This window comes from Bradyrhizobium sp. IC3123 (assembly GCF_020193625.1).
Lineage (GTDB): Bacteria > Pseudomonadota > Alphaproteobacteria > Rhizobiales > Xanthobacteraceae > Bradyrhizobium > Bradyrhizobium yuanmingense.
Genome location: NZ_JADYVF010000014.1, coordinates 68,109 through 84,942, shown reverse-complemented (window position 1 = coordinate 84,942; position 16,834 = coordinate 68,109). Strand labels below are relative to the sequence as shown.

Sequence of the window (16,834 nt, the reverse complement as noted above, 5' to 3'; positions counted from 1 at the left end):
CCATTGTGGAAACCCGCAAAATTATGTTCGAAGCGCACTTCCTTCCGTCGCCGGCTGCTTGTGCCGTTGATATCAACAGCCAGATGCACAGGGGAATTGCAACCTATCGCATGCTCACCGGTGTGCCTCCTACAGATGCCGATATTACCATTGACAGCGATCTCGATCGCCATGTCCTGGCGTCTATCCTGGCGGCTGCCACAATGGATGGTGGCTCTCTTCCCGAGAAGGCTGGCCTGTCCGGCCTTGAACTGGTGGCCTTGCTGGAGCAGTACTTTCCCTCGCTTGAGATCAAGCTCGCGGAGCAGCTCTCGGATTTCGAGTGCGAAGAGGACGACGAGATCGCAATGTTGCGCGATCTCTTGCTCGAGCAACGCTCGACGGAAGGGGATATCGGCCGCTGGCTGGCTGCGATGATCGCGCGCCGTGCCATTGAGCCAGACCACCTGTGGGAAGCGCTCGGCTTGCGCAATCGTGGCGAGCTCTCTCGGCTGCTGAGCCGCCATTTCGCGCCGCTCGCCGCGCGCAATGTCAACAATATGCGCTGGAAGCGTTTCTTCTACCGCATGCTTTGCGAGAATGAAGGGCTCGTGATGTGCACAACACCTGTGTGCAAGCAATGTGACGACTTCAACCTGTGCTTCGGCGAAGAAAGCGGTGAGAGCCGGATGGCCGAGCGCCGGCGCGATCTTCTGTTCCGGGCGGCTCGGCCGGTCGTTGCCGGAGACTGTCCATCTGAACTGCCAGGAGCGTCCGCTATCGCCCCGTCATCCGAGAAAGCCTCGCCGGATTTGGTAAGTCGCGCGGGAGGTTGAGGGCGCGGCCGACGCCGCTTCGATGTGAGCGAGTGACCATGTGTCCAAGGCGGCGGCGGGCCCAAGTGGACCGCGACAATTCTCACATCCTGGCGAGCCGCAATTGCTAACGTTCGAACTCGGCGTAGCAACAGGCAAGGCGTCCGCTTCATGACCTGTCGCATTTGCGACAATTCATTTGCTCAAGAAGGTCGAGGACGGAAGGGGTCATTCGTCAATGGGTTGGACGGGATGGCAGGCTGGCATGCTGGTTGCTGAAGCGTAGGTAGGTCAAACAATGAGGAGCTCTCGCGTGATTGCCGCCAGCACCGCCGCCAAATCGTCCTGGTCCGACCAGGTGCGCGCCAAGCCTACCGTGCTCAACGACACGACATTGCGCGACGGCGAGCAGGCACCTGGCGTTGCGTTCACCACAGAGGAAAAGCTGGCGATCGCGCAGGCGCTGGCGCGGGCCGGAGTCACGGAGATCGAAGCGGGAACGCCGGCGATGGGCAACGAGGAGATCGCCGCCATCCGCGCCATTGTCGAAGCAGATCTTCCGCTGACCACCATAGGCTGGTGCCGGATGCGGGAATCTGACGTCGACGCGGCGATCGAAGCAAAGGTGTCCATGATCAATATCTCGATCCCGACCTCCGATGTTCAGATCGCGGCCAAGCTAGGTGGTCATCGCGACCTGGCGCTAGAACGGGTGAAGCGAGTGGTAGGCTATGCCTGTGAGCGCGGACTTGAGGTCGCCGTCGGTGGTGAGGACTCCTCCCGCGCCGACATTGATTTTCTCATCAGGCTGATGGCGACTGCAGAAGCCGCGGGCGCGCGTCGTTTTCGTATTGCAGATACGCTCAGTGTGCTCGATCCCGACGCGACCTACGCGCTGGTCGGAAATTTGCGTGCGACAACCGATCTCGAACTCGAATTTCACGGTCACGATGATTTAGGACTCGCAACCGCGAACACGCTCTCCGCCATCAGGGCTGGCGCGAGCCACGCCTCAGTGACCGTCATCGGGCTGGGCGAGCGGGCCGGAAATGCACCGCTCGAGGAAATCGCGGTCGCACTCAAGCAGCTCTACGGGCGCGAGACCGGCATCATACTCCGGGAGCTCGAGAACGTCGCCACGGTGGTAGCAGCCGCGGCCGCACGTGCGATTCCTATGAACAAGGCGATCGTCGGACAGCATGTATTTACGCACGAATCCGGCATTCATGTCGCTGGCCTTTTGAAGGATCGACGCACCTATCAATCGCTTGATCCCGTTTTGCTTGGCCGCTGCAACCGCTTTGTGTTCGGCAAGCATTCCGGACTTGCGGCGATCACCGCGTTACTCGATGAACTGCAGCTCGTCGCCAGCGACGATCAAGCCAGGCAGATCCTGTCGCAAGTCCGCAAGTATGCGATCGAGCACAAGCTGCCAGTCGAGCGCGAAACCGTGGCGGCGATCTGGCGCGACGTGTGCGGATGCTTGGCAACCCAGCCCGCGTGAAAAGCCGTGCCCAGCAACGTTTGCGTCGACCCTTCGCAAACCGACGCGCCGCAAGGACAGTGTCCCATGTCGCTGATGGCGCAAGCGGCGCCCAGCTTTCGCACGTCAGATCCCTGGCGCGATCTCACCTCCAAATCTTAGTTCCCGTTCCGCCATACATGCTGTGATCTCCTACACAATGACGAGCCGTCCCCGGACTGCCAATCGGCATCTTCTCGCGCGGCTGATTTCCGGTCCGACGACCGTCCTGACGAGCGTCAACCTAGATCGTGGTTTGGCCATTGATCCCGGATCTTCATCGGGACTGGCTTCGTCACCGGCGGACCCGCCGATCTGGGCAGCGAAGTTGAGAGCACCGCTTTCCGGGTTGTGGCGTGCGCATCAGCTGTGCGAGGCAGGACGGCAGCAGTCAACAGGCGCAACCCCATCTCATTGACCGTCCAGAGCTAATCTGAAGGAGAAGTTTCGATGATCAACTCATCCCCGGCAGCCGGTATCCTGGTTCGGCTCAGCAAGGCCTCGTCGGCAGAGGATTTTTTTTCGCTGCTAGGCGTCGATTACGACCCTAAGATCGTGAATGTCGCGCGCCTTCACATCTTAAAGCGCATGGGACAGTATCTTGCCAAAGAGCAATTTGCTGGTGCCGCCGAGCCGGAAATCAGAGCTCGGTGCAAGGCGATGCTGGAGCAGGCCTATGCCGATTTCGTGGCATCGTCACCGATCGACCAGCGAGTGTTCAAGGTTTTGAAGGATGCCGTCGCAGACCCTAAGAAGGCCGCTGCCTTTGTCCCGTTGAGCGAGCTGAAGTGATCTCGCGGTCCACTGCAAGCAAGGTTTGCCGGCGGGGCGCCATGGCAACCCGATGTGCAGCCTTCGTCCTTATCCGGGTCAACTCTCTGCAACCACGACCCGAGCGGCGCCTGTCGTATTCCCGACCCATGTCTGGACTGGTCGTGTCCACGGTATCAGCGGCTATTTCAAGTGTCTCCCAAACCATTACTTTCGACTGACTTTCAAGGGTTTTTGCAACTGGTACGACACTTGCTGTTGTCCTGCCGGTATGATCATCGCTGCCGACAGATGCTAGTCGTCCGAGATGAGATTGAAGGAGACCCATGATGCTGCTTTTACTGCCTGCCGAGCGCTGCGGCATCATCTCGTGGCCTACGATCGCGCAGGTCCGTTCGAAATGGTCTTTGACGCGATCGAAGTTCCGTATCGACGGTCAGATGGTGGTCAATGGATAAGTCGCCCGTTCGCGCTACACCTGGAGAGGGTATGCACAGCGTCATCCCCATCAAATCGGCCCCCGATTCCGCTCAGATTTGTATCCATCTCATGGCGGACAGCACGTTAGGAAGAGGGCCAAGGTCGGCGCATGCGGGTTGTCGGCGCTGGAGGCTCGGGATGGATTGCGTGACAGGTGCGTTGCGGGGATCGCCCTCGCCGTCACAGTCAATGTGGAGCCGCTGGGCCGAAAGTGAGGCGCAGGTATTGCGCAGCGAACGGACACGCCAACTCAGGCATGGAAGCGACCGGTCAGAATCACCGCGGCCGCATTCGTCGAACCCGGCGCGCAAGGGTCCAGTGTGGAAGACCTCTCCAAATCCGGCCGGACCGGTACGTCTATCGCGACGACGGGTCTTGTTGTGCGGCCGGTCGGACCAGGCTGACGGGGCAGAGCAACCGGCCACCTGCTGACCAAAAGTGATCTTCAGTCAACGAAGCTAAAAAGCGACCTGTGGCGCGGGCGCGCCTATCTTTGAGGGGAATTTTGAGTATGAGCAATGTCACCAGAACGGCCATGCCGGCGGCGGCCGGCCGCGCAGCAGCAAAAAAGGAACTGCCGGAGCACTTTAAGGCGTACAAACACGTTTGGGTCTTTGTTGAGCTGGAGCGCGGCCAGGTGCATCCGGTTTCCTGGGAACTCATGGGGGCGGGGCGCAGGCTTGCCGACAGGCTAAAAGTGAATCTTGCCGCTGTCGTTATCGGTCCGGAGGGGCAGCACACACGTAACGCCGCGCTTGATGCCTTTTGCTATGGCGCCGACCTGGCCTATCTCGTGAGCGACAATGTTTTGTCGGATTACCGCAACGAATCCTATACAAAAGCGCTAACCGAACTCGTCAACACATACAAGCCCGAGATCCTGCTATTGGGGGCGACGACGCTCGGTCGCGATCTCGCAGGTTCCGTGGCGACGACCCTGTCGACCGGGCTCACTGCCGACTGCACCGCGCTGGACGTCGACGCCGATGGTTCGCTTGCGGCAACGCGTCCGACCTTTGGCGGCTCGCTGCTCTGCACAATCTATACTTTGAATTATCGTCCGCAGATGGCAACCGTCCGCCCGCGGGTCATGCCGATGCCTGAGCGCGTCGTACGCGATGCCGCTCGTATCATCGTCCATCCGCTCGGTCTTATCGAAGACGATATTGTCACAAAAATATTGTCGTTCCTACCCGACCGCGATGCAGAAACGTCCAATTTGGCCTATGCCGATGTCGTGGTTGCGGGCGGTCTGGGACTGGGATCGCCTGAGAACTTTCGGTTGGTGCGCGAGCTCGCAACGCTGCTTGGCGCTGAATATGGCTGCTCGCGTCCTCTGGTGCAAAAAGGCTGGGTCACGTCTGACCGGCAAATCGGCCAGACGGGCAAGACCATCCGGCCAAAGCTCTATATTGCCGCCGGCATTTCCGGCGCGATCCAGCACCGGGTTGGTGTGGAGGGCGCGGATCTGATCGTCGCCGTCAATACTGACAAGAACGCTCCGATCTTCGACTTCGCCCATCTCGCGATCGTCAGTGACGCCATGCAATTGCTACCCTCGCTCACGGCCGCATTTCGCGCCCGGCTTTTGCCGAATTCGCGCGCCCGGATCGCGACGGCCTAGAGGAGATGATGATGATTGAAGAGAGATTCGATGCGATCGTGGTCGGAGCCGGTATGGCCGGCAATGCGGCGGCATTGACCATGGCCAAACGCGGCATGAAGGTGCTGCAGCTCGAGCGGGGCGAATATCCCGGATCGAAGAATGTGCAGGGCGCCATCCTCTATGCCGACATGATGGAAAAGCTGGTCCCCGAGTTTCGAGAGGAGGCGCCGCTCGAACGTCATCTGATCGAGCAGCGGTTCTGGATGATGGACGATCGCTCCCATGTCGGCATGCATTACCGCTCAGACGACTTCAACGAGGAACGGCCGAACCGGTATACGATTATACGGGCCCAGTTTGACAAATGGTTCTCTTCCAAGGTGCGGGAGGCTGGCGCGACCGTGCTGTGCGAGACGACCGTCACCGAGCTTGTACGGGACGAGCGTGAAAGAATCGTCGGTGTTCGTACAGATCGCCGAGACGGCGAAATACATGCCGATGTCGTCGTGCTGGCCGAGGGGGTCAATGGCCTGCTCGGGACGCGCGCGGGCCTGCGCGCGCGGCCGAGACCCGATAACGTTGCGCTCGCGGTGAAGGAGATGCACTTCTTGCCTCGCGAGACTATCGAGGCGCGCTTCAATCTCAAGGGCGATGAAGGCGTCGTGATCGAGGCGGCCGGTACCATTTCCCACGGCATGACAGGGATGGGTTTCATCTATGCCAACAAAGAGTGCATTTCGCTCGGCATCGGTTGTCTCGTTGCCGACTTCCAGCGCACGGGCCGGACGCCCTACGGCCTGCTCGATCAATTCAAGAGGCATCCTTCTGTGGCGCCCCTGATAGCAGGGTCCGAAGTCAAGGAATATTCGGCGCATCTCATTCCTGAAGGCGGGTACAAGTCGATCCCGCAGCTTTATGGCGAAGGCTGGGTCGTCGTGGGCGATGCGGCCCAACTCAACAATGCCATTCATCGAGAGGGCTCCAATCTCGCGATGACTTCCGGCCGTATCGCCGCCGAAGCGATAGGTCTGGTGAAATCGCGCGGCGAGCCGATGAGTGCAACAAATCTGGCGATCTACAAGAAGATGCTGGACGACTCCTTCGTCATCAAAGATCTAAAGAAGTACAAGGATTTGCCGCCCCTGATGCATACGCACTCACAAAACTTCTTTCTCACCTATCCGCAGCTCATCTCCAAGGCGATGCAAAACTTTGTGCGCGTCGATGGTACGCCCAAGGCTGAGAAGGAGAAGGCGACCCTGAAATCCTTTGCCAAGGCGAGGTCATGGACAGGTCTGTTCGGCGATGCTTATCGTTTTGCACGGGCCTGGCGCTGACCGGGACAGCGTGAAGGCTAACAATGGAAGGTCAAAGCATGAATGTCGAACCCCCAGTGCGCGTCGAAGACAAGCTGTATTACAACCGCTATCTTGTCGACATCGGTCATCCTCACGTCAAGGTCCGTGCGCACACGACGCCATCGCCGCAGCTACTTGCACTTTTGAAAGCCTGCCCCGCGCGATGCTACGAGCTCAATGACGACGGCCAGGTCGAGATAACCGTTGACGGCTGCATCGAGTGCGGTACCTGCCGCGTGATCGCCGAGCCCACCGGCGACATCGAATGGAGCCATCCGCGCGGCGGATATGGAGTGCTGTTCAAGTTTGGGTGATGGTGGAAAAAAGGGCGGGCCGTGGTGCGACCGAGGTTAGGCGATAGGATCTCACCGCATGTGTGGCGCATTCCGCGTCAGTTGCACGGCGCCTGGAATTCGAGCAAGACGCTCTTCATGCGGACGCTGCGCAAGACATGATTTGCAGATGTCCCGCTCGTTCGGGAGCCGCAAAGGGCTCGTTGTGGCGTCACTGAGTGGCGCCACAACGCAGTCGATCGTATGGCAGAAGAAGGATCAGCCCCTCGCCCGAGAGGGGGTGGGCCCAGCGGCCTCGATTGCGATCGCCACTGACTGCATGATCGCGGCAAAGCGTACGGCGGTCTGGATCGCTTCGGAACTGACGCCCGCGGCTCTCAGTGTCTTCTCATGGGCATCGATGCAAGCACCGCAGCCGTTTATGGCCGAGACCGCAAGCGACCACAGCTCGAAATCGGACTTGTCGACGCCGGGATTGCCGATGATGTTCATACGCAGCCGTGGCGGCATCGTCTTGTATTGCGAGTTGGAAACGAGGTGAGCGAAGCGGTAGTAAACGTTGTTCATTGCCATGAGGGAGGCTGCGGCTTTTGCTGCGGCGATCGCCACAGATGTCATCACGGCGGCGGCAGCCGATTCGATCGCGGCAATCAGGGCTGCGTTGCGGGTGGCAATAGCGCTCGCCAGCAGCAGCCCGTATTTTTGCTGTGGCGAAAGCGTCTCATCGGCCACCAAGGAGGTCAAGTTAAGCCTGACATCCTTCGCAAAATCTGGAATCCTGTCGCTTAGTTGTTCGATCGACGACATGCTGCCTCAAGCAACCTTCAAGGTTTCGCCGCCGATTTCGCGGTTGCAGGGACAGAGCTCGTCGGTTTGCAGCGCGTCCAAAACGCGGAGCGTGTCCTTAGGACTGCGCCCGACACTGAGATTGGTCGCATAGACGTGCTGGATCGTATTTTGGGGGTCAACAATAAAGGTGTAACGATAAGCAACCCCTTCAGGTGAACGCACGCCAAGACCATCGACGAGCGTTCCCTTTGTGTCTGCAAACTGCCAGATTGGCAGATTGTGCAGGTCGACATGTGAGCGCCGCCAAGCGAGCTTGCAGAACTCGTTGTCAGTCGAACCACCGAGTACAATCGCATCGCGGTCGGCGAATTCCTTGGAGAGCCGCGCAAACTCAGCGATCTCTGTCGGGCAGACGAAGGTAAAATCCTTGGGATAGAAGAAGATGACCTTCCATTTTTCTGCAAAACTCGCCTCGGTCAGCGTCTCGAATGCACTCTGTCCTCCTTCTTCCTGCGCTTGAAAACCTGGCTTCACGCCTGTGATTTCGAACGGCGGCAACTGACTTCCAATTCCGAGCATGCTGTCCTCACAAATTTGCTTTTGTAGATCGTGATTTCACTGTTGAAGCAAACTATATGCCATCCGTTCTCGGGAGTGGATTCCAGCGGCTTTGATACGAGCATGCTCGCGCGCTTGGAGAGTCGATCAGCGCTAAGTTCTGAAAAATCAGTAGCCAAGCGCTTCGCTCCAACTATTTACGATCACAAGGCAGCAGCGTGCCAACGCCCGCGCTGAAGGGTCGCCAGTCGGCAAGGCATTTCTTCGGAACGGCCGTTAGGACTACGCCTCGGGTGATCGCGTCAACGAATTCGGCGCGCAGGCCCCGGCCAGCTGCTTCTTGTCTGGCGAATTTGTTGGTCATGAGAAGATCGAACTTGTTGCGAAGTGCCTGGGAAAGGACAGCTGCGGCCTTGGCAAGCGCATTTGTACCGAGATTACAGGACCTCCGCTGCTGAGTGGCTGGGAGATCGAGATCTCTTGTCCCGTCGCAACGTCGATTGTGATCATGACGTGCGTCACATTTGCGCGCATCGAGTGTCGCTGCACGATGCCGCCGAAGCGTAGGCCTTGCTGCGCGATATCCTGAGCGAACTGGGCGAGTAGCCTATCGGCATCGTCTTTTGGGCGGTAGTGAATTGCCCCCACACTATACGGACCTATCTGATCCAGATCATCGATCACGGCTGGGATCCTGTTGATGTGTTTCTCTTGTCGGGGAATATCTGTCGAGGTTCTCATGCGGGTCGTGGCGGGTGTTGCAAGCACCGCTCGGCAGCCGCAAGCGGAACGGCGCGAGCGACCTCGGCGAATACGTCCGCTCCATCGCTGAGCCGTAGCGCATCAAAGGACCGGCGCGTGATGCGCGCCAAGAGCTACGCCAGAACGGCCAATTTCAACAGTCAGAAGAAGGTGACCTCTGCCTCGTCGAACGGCAGAGAGGCTTTGTGCGTGCCGGAAATACGTTGAGGATAGAGCTTGCACGCGGGCGCTCACACGCAATGCTGACGTCGCCGGCTGCGATGCGGAGCCGCAGCTGCGCGCCCGGTCTAAGCGGCACTCCAGGTATCAGAAGGCGTGCCCCCTCTAGGCGGAGCATGATCAGCCCATAGCGTCCGTAGCCGCCGACCACGGTATCAAGACAGACTGCCGCGTCGCGGCGCCTGGCAAGCGCCGGTTCGCTCTAAACGACATGGAGCGGCCCTGCCGCAGTCATGACGCCATCTTTCATCATGACAAGATGATCGGCAAAACGCTCGATATCAGCGATGTCATGGCTGATGTAGATCATCGGCAGTGGGAGCTGTTCCCGCAGGCGCTCGAGAAATGGTAGGATCTCGCATTTGGCGGAGCGGTCGAGCACAACGAGTGGATCGTCCAGCAAATGCAGCCTAGGCTGGCCTAACAACGCGCCGCCAAGCGCAAGTCGCTGTCGCTCGGCCGCGGAAAGATGCGATGGCGAACGCTCGAGCAGTGGCGCCAAGGCGAGTAATTCGACCACACCATCAAAATCGATCAGTGTCGGTGTCGATTTTGACGCGTTATGTAGAAGGGTGCGCCGTACAGACCAATGAGAGAAAAGAGTTGGTAGCTGGAATACATATGCGACGGGACGCAGATGAGGCGGTCGAAATGTCGTCTCATCCTGCCAAATCTCTCCATCGACCGCACAAAATGCGTTCGGCAGACGCTGCACGCCCGCGATGCAGCGCGCGAGTGTGGTCTTGCCGCACCCGGGCGGACCAAAAGTCGCTGTGACGCCTTTGGCTGGTACGCTGAATTGCGCATCTAGCGGAATGTTTGCGAGAGAGCCGTTGAACGTAACCTCTATATAGCCCGCTTTTGCTTCTCTCATGAACCTGCGCCGGTGCTGTATCTTCCCATCCAAGACACGAGCACAATCACTGCAATGGAGATCATGACCATGCCTCCGAAAATCCAGTCCGTGCCGCTCCAGCACGGCGTCTCTACTCGGGTGAGGGCATAAGGTGCGGCGGCGAACTGCAGAACGGTGTTAAGACCAGAGGCGTCTTCATCTCCCAGCCGCGAGGATTGTGACAATCGGACGCTGCCCGGTTGCGCTTGCCAATGAGACACCTAGCAACGCGACGTTCTCAGCCTGCTTGGCAAAGCCGAGGGCTTCTGCTGAATGTCCAAATGGCCCGGCTTGAGAGGTTTGACGGTAAAGATGTCGGCTCGCGCCAGAGCTGAATACTGGCTCGGGATCAGAAATCCGCATCAAGCCTCCCACAGCGTTGCTAGCCGATTTGAAGTTTGCGCCGGTCGCCATAGTCGTGGCCCCTGCATTCTCGGGTGCGAGCAGCATCAAAGCTAGATCGATCTGGATGAATCGGATAAGCCTCATTGGAACTCCGGCTCCGCCGTCGCGACTGGTTGATCCCTGCCCAGCAATCCGCGTGCCGCTTCAATGAATATCTGCGCGTCTAGCGGTGAAGGAGGCTTTGTATCGGGCTCCACTCGGCGTAAATCGCCGCATGTCATTGTAGGGCTTTGGACGCTCGCGTCACCAACCGCACATGCAGGAGCTACGAAGTGGAAGCTGAGGATGATCGATCGCCTCTTGCATTGGAGATGGTGCTTTGGCGAACATGCGGCCGTAAAACTCGTCAATGATGCACAAGTCCATGTCACCCGATTTGGCGCACCTTCCGGTGTGCGCGGAGGTGAAAGTCGGCAGCGGGGCGCTTGGGAAAAAGGGCTGATGTGAGATGAGATGCTGTGCCCGCGAGCTACGGGAGAACGTCTTCCTGGCCGCACCGGTCGCGGGCGCATCTCAGGCGCGCGGGCCTTTGTTGCAACGCGAGGTGACCCAGGATTGAGCTGCCCAAGTTGGATACTTTTACAGGCTCCGAAGGAATTCTTGCGTCAGCGACGAACCGTTGGGACTCGAGGCTCGCAATTGCAGCCTGCTAAATGCTCCAGCTTGGACCGCGATATCGCCTGATTTCGCTGCGGCAGCGGTATCTTCCTCGCTAATCACAACGCCGCGTGTCGCTATCGTGAAGGCTTATTTGTCTAGGCAAGGTTTTGGGGTTGCAATGGTCCGCGTTGGCAGCATCGGGTAATCGATCTTTGGCAGCTGCCCGGTGAGCGAATTCAGAAACGCTACAATCTCGTCAGATTCTTCATCACTGAGCTTTGCGCCAAGCTGAACCTCACTCATCACGCCAACCGCTTGCTTAAGACTCCAAACCTGACCGGAATGGAAGTAAGGAGGGCGCAACGCGACGTTCCGCAACGGCGCGGAGCGGAAAACATATTCGTCCCCGAGATCCTTGGTGATGGCAAAGCGACCCTTGTCCTCCCTCGGAAGCAGCCTTTCGGCGGGCTTTTCAATCATGCCGAACGGGAAGTATTCTTGTCCACCGACGTTGATTCCGTTGTGGCAAGAGGAGCATCCCTTTGCGATGAATAGCTTTAGCCCAGCTTTCTGCTGATCAGTGAGAGCATATTCATCGCCCTCGAGGTACTGATCGAATGGGGCGGCGGGAGTAATCAAGGTCGCCTCGAAAGCCTCGATGGCCTTGGCGAAATTTTCAAACGTAATTGGCGTCGCATCGTTGGGAAAAGCCTTGCTGAACATAGCGACATAATCGGTCATTGAATTCAATGTTCTGAGCACGCGATCGGGCGTCGCATTCATTTCGATGCTGGCCTGGACAGGGCCCGCGGCCTGCGCCTTAAGATCCGCCGCGCGTCCATCCCAGAACTGCGCCACGTTGAAGACTGCGTTATAGACTGTTGGCGCACGACGTGACCCCAGCTGCCAGCGATGACCAATCGACGTCGGGCCGGCATCTACCCCGCCCGTCCCAAGGTTATGACACGTGTTGCAGCTAATAACCCCGCTCGCCGATCGCCTCGGATCGAAAAACAAGGATTTGCCAAGTGTGACCTTTTCATGGGTAATAGGATTGTCCTTCACCGCTGGAACGGTTGAGGGAATCGGCTTGAAAATGCGCTTGGCGGCGCTCATCAAATCCTCATTGGCGCCTGCTGCTGGCGAAACCAGAATGGCTGAGGCCATAACACTTAACCTGCCGACCCTGGAAAACTCGCGTACCGCTAATCTCCTCATGTGAAGTCTCGCTTTTCTCCTAGATCGTGGATTCGCGAACATAGCCCTCGGTCCCAGAAAGACCTGTAGCAGTCAACGTCGAATGGTGTCTTCCGTGTTCCGGCTAGGCCGCACCAAGGCTGACGTTCTGCCGGTGTTACTAGCAACCGGTGTGCCAGCGGGGCTCAAGGTCGAAGCTGCTGAGCCGGTTTCAAGCAATTGCGCACCGTGAATAGCAGCAGGCCGCATGAGGCTGTCATGGACGGTACGTGGCAGTTGCGACAATCACCACCAGGCAAGGTATCCTGGCCTGTCGGTCCAAACCTCTGTGCTTCTCGGAAAACCCATCTACCGAACTCTTTTGACTCTGCAAATCGGATCGCGAACAAAAGGAGCTGCGTCGACGCAGTTTGTTACTGATCGTCTCGATGCGTGCCCTTTGCGGCTTCAACCGCTTCACTAAGCTAAGCGTCATCCACCAGCATCGGTAACGTTCCTACCCCGGAGGCAGCCGGTCCGGCGCGCAGTTGTCGGGAGTTCGTCCTGCTGCGCCCAATGAGGGCATGCCCGTCTCAGAGCGATTCACACATGCCGGACGACGCTCAAAGTGCTTGAATCGACCGTAGCGTCAGGTTGTAGGCCTTGCGAAGGCAGAACGCCATATTGGGAGCCAGCATCGCCGCACATGCTAAACAGCCGATCTCTGTTGGACCTCCGTGTCTTCGCAACGAGCGTGTTATTCGTGGCGGGACGATGATTCGGGAGGCCGTAATCATTGCGGCTGCCCCGCAACAGCGCGACCATGGCTGCCGAGGCGCCGGTAAACAGATTGAGGAAAGAGTAATAGTTACCGATATGCGGCTTAAGACAGATTTGGTGGGTCATGAGCGACGAATGAGCTGGATTCCCAATGCGCATCGCTGTGCAGCGGCCCTCATTGCGATCGTGATCGCGATCGCAACGGCGTGGTGCACAGGCTACGCTCGCGCGCGAGATCGGCGGGCCGAGGAAGTCTTGACCTCCTGCAGACCGGACGTGATGCGCTTCTGTAACCGCTTTACAGGGCGTGGCGATGCGGACGTGGCCATGTTTTGTCTTAGGGACAATTTCAAGAACTTGCGCGGAGAATGCCGCCGCAGGATGCCAATCGCGGCGGAGAGAAACGACCGACCGAGACGGCGTCTCAACAGGCTTCCGGTCGTCCTCCATCGAGAGTGAGGCGTCCGAGCGGCAGTCGCAGAAATCGAGCGACAGTTAGGTGTTCCAGACTGACGGGAGCCGGAGTTTGGCCCTTGGCCGAAAGTCGATCGGGCTGAAGCATCAGCCTGCCGAGCCGCAGTTCATTTATCAGGGGCACTGAGCTCTGTGAATCGATTCGCCTCGATCAACGATCGATGTGCGCCCACGCGTGTTACGAGGTTGTAATGCGCTCCGAACTTCGATTTCGTACTGCAGCAGTTGCGCTTTATTCTGAGCTGCTGCCATTCGCTGACTTTGAGGCCGTCGTGAGATTGCCATCGGCCTAACTGGTCGGAAGGGGAATCTGCGTAAACTGCAGTGGTTGCGGCCGGACATTTGCAGAAATCCGTGCTGCTCATCATGGTATGGCGTTGTGCCCGGCAACCAAGTATTTTCCGGCAGCTGGCTAAATCGGCTACAACTGGCAAAAGATCGCCGGTATCCTCGCGTTGGATGTTTCTTCAATAGCGGTCTTCCTCAGATTTCTCAGCTGGGAATTAGCCTGGTCTTGACTGGCGGGCTCAAGGTACAGATACAGCTAGGAAGCCTCTTAGCCGCCCATCGACTTCCCGGAGGAACCGCTTGATGCCATTGCGGGGTTCTCGATGGGCGCTTCAGGGGAGTCGCTTCGTCCGATCGTGGTGCTCTTGGCCGAATACACTTTAGGGCTCAAAGTCAAAGGAAACGACGTCGACAAGAGCCGTTCAAAGGCAGAAAGCTGTTCAAGCAGACGCCTCTCAACGGCCTTGCGCTCTGCGTCAGGTAGGTCCCTTTTAAGGAATCGACGGCAGCGCCAGACTTCGTTCCGCAGCCATCTGATCTCACTTAATGTATCATCAATTGAAGTCATCACAGATCTAGTTCACTTCGTCCCTGGGGTATCAAGCATATCTATCGTCACCGAGCGGCCATTCCTTGGCTCCGCATTCCTGCCGAATAGTTGATCCGAGAACTTGCGACCTCCCGCCTGTTCTTCGCGGTAGGCGGCGAGCAGTTGGATGTATGCAACTCTATCAATCAATATCACCCTACACCGCGCGTGTGACGAGAAATCGCGGCAGATCCTCGCGTTTTCACGGCGCCGCGGTCGTGTGCCTTGCACAATTCCAGCGCTCATTGATTGGTGCGCCAACACCGGAGAGCAGTTAAGCCCATGCCCGCCACGCAGACGGCTCAAGCAGGAGCTGGTAACACACAACGCATGTCCCCATGGTCGATGGCAGCGGAATATGCAAGCGTTTGACGGCTTTGTTGCCTGTTCAGGCGCTGGGCGCGACCTGACTTAGGCCAGCAGCTCGCGAGCCCGAACGTAGCGATGTCGACCTCTAGCGGCCCAAGCGGCATAAGGCGATGGCGGCTTCATTGCGAGCTCCGATGGTGGTCGGTCCCGCGCTGCTACGGCCATTCGCAGTCGCTTACCCGATGAATCATCGATGGGCCGAGGTGGACCTCATCAACATAATGGGAAAGCCGCGGTGGTGCGATTTTGAGGAAGGCGAGCCAGGCTGACTGCGATCCACGGCGCGCGCCAGCCAATCAAAGAAACGCACGCGCCGGGATTGGATCCAAGGTAAAATGTCGGCTGGACGCAGTGTCGAGCCAAATGAGCATTCCACAGACAATCATTGCTATCGACATCCGCTGTGCACGCCTCAGAAGACCGATTTATTAGCTTGAATCTCACGTTGCGACAGGTTGTCCGCTTGCTGATGCGTTGACGGCGCAACGCAAATGGAGACCGAGAGGACGGCCTGCTGATTGCTAGTTTTCTCGTTTTGCGGGCGATGGCCAGGAAAGCCATTTCCGTCGTCACACGGGGCGCCGGGCCAGCCATTGCCCCTACACTGATCAGTTGGAGTCGCCAGATCGCAATGATGGAATGATGCAGGCAGCAGAAATATGGTTGACCACAGCCGTAGGCGCTTTTAACGCAACAGCGAAAGCGCGCTGGCTAAACAGCCCGCGCTCGCAAGCAGATACTCCAACGGAATAGCCGGTCACTCCGGCCAGAGGCGATGACCCGCAGCACTGATGCCGCGCAGAACGCTGCGGTGAAAGCTCGGAAGGCCTTATGTCCTTTCAAACCACCCTCACGAGGGCGCTAGGCGAAATCGATTGCGCCGGCGACATCGTTAAATGCTCAACAGTGGTGGTCACGCGCAACAAGCAACTGCGCACCGTCGACCTTTCGATGTTCCGGAAAGGGGCGGCGGTTGAGTTTCAATCTAGATTTCTGGAGTTTCGAGGAAAGCATCCGCGTCGGAAGATCGTGGGCTACGCCACGACATGCAATGCGTTGAGCCGAAAGGCCGGAGGCTAGGCCGGCCAGGACGTTTGCCAGAGAATAGCTTCTCGAGTGTCGCATCTTGACGGCGTTCTGATTGGGAAGGTCGGAATTAGGGCCCCTTCCATATTTGTACCATCATTCGGTCGGCACACTCCAAAAGAGCGGAATGCCGCTGTGGAGCTATCAGAATCGTGCAACTCACGCAATCTGAAGCCGTGCGCGTGTGCTGAGGATAAGCGGTCCGAGCAGGTGAGGTAAACGACCATCTCTCGAAAGCAGAGTTCAACGGGCATGAAGCTGCGATGTTGAAGATGACTGTCCGTCGCAGCGACACTCTATGCGATGTGGTCGCCAAAGGAACTGAACAAAAAATCAGAAGGACTAGGTCTTGAGCCAGGCGGAGAATGACGTCGTCGAGCACATGCTCTCGTCATTGACGACCAGCGTGTTGCAGAATCGTATCGCACCCTCCGAGGAGCAGGTGATGCATCATTTTGGGGTAGCCTGCGAGAGAGTGGGGCTGATTGCGACCGAGGAGATAGCAATACGTATACTGAAACGAGTTTCATGCGAGATCAACAAGTCTCAGTCGATGCTCAAGTTCATTGATCGCGGCGCCGCTCGATTACACTGAGCTCGACATATAAACTCTGTCGCATCAGTGCAGATACAGCCGTCCGGTCATTCAGTCGAACGTGCACGGATCAAGAGCGTCTCATGGGCGCTTGCCTGTCGAGGTCTGCGACGGTAAGCCGAGGGGGATGGCCGGTTCACGTGGCCGATGTCAAAAACGCAAGGAACTCGTCATCGGAGAATTTAACGGGCCCGTGTTGTTAGCATTTGAGTGCGCGCGGGTCTCGTAGCCAAGGGCGAGCGGCGTTAGGCGCGATGGGCTGCAAGCTTTTAAGCTCAGCTATAACACAAGCGTTTGAACGCGGGGAGAAGTGGGGCCGCCTCGCCGCAAGCGACAGCAAAGTTGCCGGCGCAAGCGCGCCGCTGCCGGCGTGCCGGCGCCCGGCATCAGTCGGCCCAGCTCGAATTCATTCGCCTGCGGGGCGC

Annotated in this window: 12 protein-coding genes and 1 pseudogene; 8 read left to right on the top strand and 5 right to left on the bottom strand. The window is 58.2% G+C overall.

Annotation, left to right across the window (positions count from 1 at the left end; translation table 11 throughout):
* Positions 1–23 precede the first annotated feature (23 nt).
* From I6F20_RS31785 to I6F20_RS31760, 6 genes are all read left to right on the top strand, one after another.
* Positions 24–815 carry a nitrogen fixation protein NifQ gene (locus I6F20_RS31785; RefSeq protein WP_225129644.1) on the top strand — a complete coding sequence of 264 codons (792 nt, stop codon included), beginning with the start codon at positions 24–26 and terminating at the stop codon, positions 813–815.
* Between the two features lie 292 nt (positions 816–1,107).
* Complete coding sequence (gene nifV, locus I6F20_RS31780; RefSeq protein ID WP_463671688.1) at positions 1,108–2,298, top strand: homocitrate synthase; 1,191 nt, start codon at positions 1,108–1,110, stop codon at positions 2,296–2,298.
* Positions 2,299–2,766: 468 nt separating this feature from the next.
* Positions 2,767–3,108, top strand: a complete 342-nt coding sequence (nifW, locus tag I6F20_RS31775; RefSeq protein WP_225129548.1) for a nitrogenase stabilizing/protective protein NifW — start codon at positions 2,767–2,769, stop codon at positions 3,106–3,108.
* A gap of 970 nt (positions 3,109–4,078) precedes the next feature.
* Positions 4,079–5,191 carry an electron transfer flavoprotein subunit alpha/FixB family protein gene (locus I6F20_RS31770; protein WP_225129546.1) on the top strand — a complete coding sequence of 371 codons (1,113 nt, stop codon included), beginning with the start codon at positions 4,079–4,081 and terminating at the stop codon, positions 5,189–5,191.
* 11 nt (positions 5,192–5,202) lie between these two features.
* Positions 5,203–6,510 (top strand): FAD-dependent oxidoreductase, encoded by a 1,308-nt coding sequence (locus tag I6F20_RS31765; protein WP_225129544.1) that lies wholly within the window; start codon positions 5,203–5,205, stop codon positions 6,508–6,510.
* A 38-nt stretch (positions 6,511–6,548) separates the two neighbouring features.
* Positions 6,549–6,845 carry a ferredoxin family protein gene (locus I6F20_RS31760; RefSeq protein WP_027571403.1) on the top strand — a complete coding sequence of 99 codons (297 nt, stop codon included), beginning with the start codon at positions 6,549–6,551 and terminating at the stop codon, positions 6,843–6,845.
* 237 nt (positions 6,846–7,082) lie between these two features.
* On the opposite strand, the gene ahpD is transcribed toward I6F20_RS31760, so the two are convergent.
* From ahpD to I6F20_RS31740, 4 genes and pseudogenes are all read right to left on the bottom strand, one after another.
* Positions 7,083–7,631 (bottom strand): alkylhydroperoxidase, AhpD family, encoded by a 549-nt coding sequence (ahpD, locus tag I6F20_RS31755; RefSeq protein WP_225129542.1) that lies wholly within the window; start codon positions 7,629–7,631, stop codon positions 7,083–7,085.
* 6 nt (positions 7,632–7,637) lie between these two features.
* Positions 7,638–8,192, bottom strand: coding sequence for a peroxiredoxin (locus I6F20_RS31750; protein WP_225129540.1), 555 nt, complete (start codon positions 8,190–8,192; stop codon positions 7,638–7,640).
* A 172-nt stretch (positions 8,193–8,364) separates the two neighbouring features.
* Positions 8,365–8,912, bottom strand: a pseudogene (locus I6F20_RS31745) (DUF2478 domain-containing protein).
* Between the two features lie 442 nt (positions 8,913–9,354).
* Complete coding sequence (locus I6F20_RS31740; RefSeq protein ID WP_225129538.1) at positions 9,355–10,026, bottom strand: ATP-binding cassette domain-containing protein; 672 nt, start codon at positions 10,024–10,026, stop codon at positions 9,355–9,357.
* A gap of 711 nt (positions 10,027–10,737) precedes the next feature.
* Here I6F20_RS31740 and I6F20_RS31735 point away from each other — a divergent pair.
* A complete protein-coding gene (locus I6F20_RS31735) occupies positions 10,738–10,899 on the top strand; it encodes a hypothetical protein (protein ID WP_225129537.1) in 162 nt (53 codons plus the stop codon).
* Positions 10,900–11,199: 300 nt separating this feature from the next.
* Here I6F20_RS31735 and I6F20_RS31730 read toward each other — a convergent pair whose 3' ends face one another.
* Positions 11,200–12,219 carry a cytochrome-c peroxidase gene (locus I6F20_RS31730; protein WP_275945351.1) on the bottom strand — a complete coding sequence of 340 codons (1,020 nt, stop codon included), beginning with the start codon at positions 12,217–12,219 and terminating at the stop codon, positions 11,200–11,202.
* A gap of 3,944 nt (positions 12,220–16,163) precedes the next feature.
* Here I6F20_RS31730 and I6F20_RS31725 point away from each other — a divergent pair.
* Complete coding sequence (locus I6F20_RS31725) at positions 16,164–16,409, top strand: hypothetical protein (protein ID WP_225129534.1); 246 nt, start codon at positions 16,164–16,166, stop codon at positions 16,407–16,409.
* The last annotated feature ends 425 nt before the right edge of the window (positions 16,410–16,834 follow it).

Coding starts and splice junctions, on each gene's coding strand:
- I6F20_RS31770 (WP_225129546.1), top strand. CDS start 4,079: ATGAGCAATGTCACCAGAACGGCCATGCCGGCGGCGGCCGGCCGCGCA.
- ahpD (WP_225129542.1), bottom strand. CDS start 7,631: ATGTCGTCGATCGAACAACTAAGCGACAGGATTCCAGATTTTGCGAAG.
- I6F20_RS31760 (WP_027571403.1), top strand. CDS start 6,549: ATGAATGTCGAACCCCCAGTGCGCGTCGAAGACAAGCTGTATTACAAC.
- I6F20_RS31765 (WP_225129544.1), top strand. CDS start 5,203: ATGATTGAAGAGAGATTCGATGCGATCGTGGTCGGAGCCGGTATGGCC.
- I6F20_RS31750 (WP_225129540.1), bottom strand. CDS start 8,192: ATGCTCGGAATTGGAAGTCAGTTGCCGCCGTTCGAAATCACAGGCGTG.
- I6F20_RS31730 (WP_275945351.1), bottom strand. CDS start 12,219: ATGGCCTCAGCCATTCTGGTTTCGCCAGCAGCAGGCGCCAATGAGGAT.
- I6F20_RS31735 (WP_225129537.1), top strand. CDS start 10,738: ATGATCGATCGCCTCTTGCATTGGAGATGGTGCTTTGGCGAACATGCG.
- I6F20_RS31785 (WP_225129644.1), top strand. CDS start 24: ATGTTCGAAGCGCACTTCCTTCCGTCGCCGGCTGCTTGTGCCGTTGAT.
- I6F20_RS31740 (WP_225129538.1), bottom strand. CDS start 10,026: ATGAGAGAAGCAAAAGCGGGCTATATAGAGGTTACGTTCAACGGCTCT.
- nifW (WP_225129548.1), top strand. CDS start 2,767: ATGATCAACTCATCCCCGGCAGCCGGTATCCTGGTTCGGCTCAGCAAG.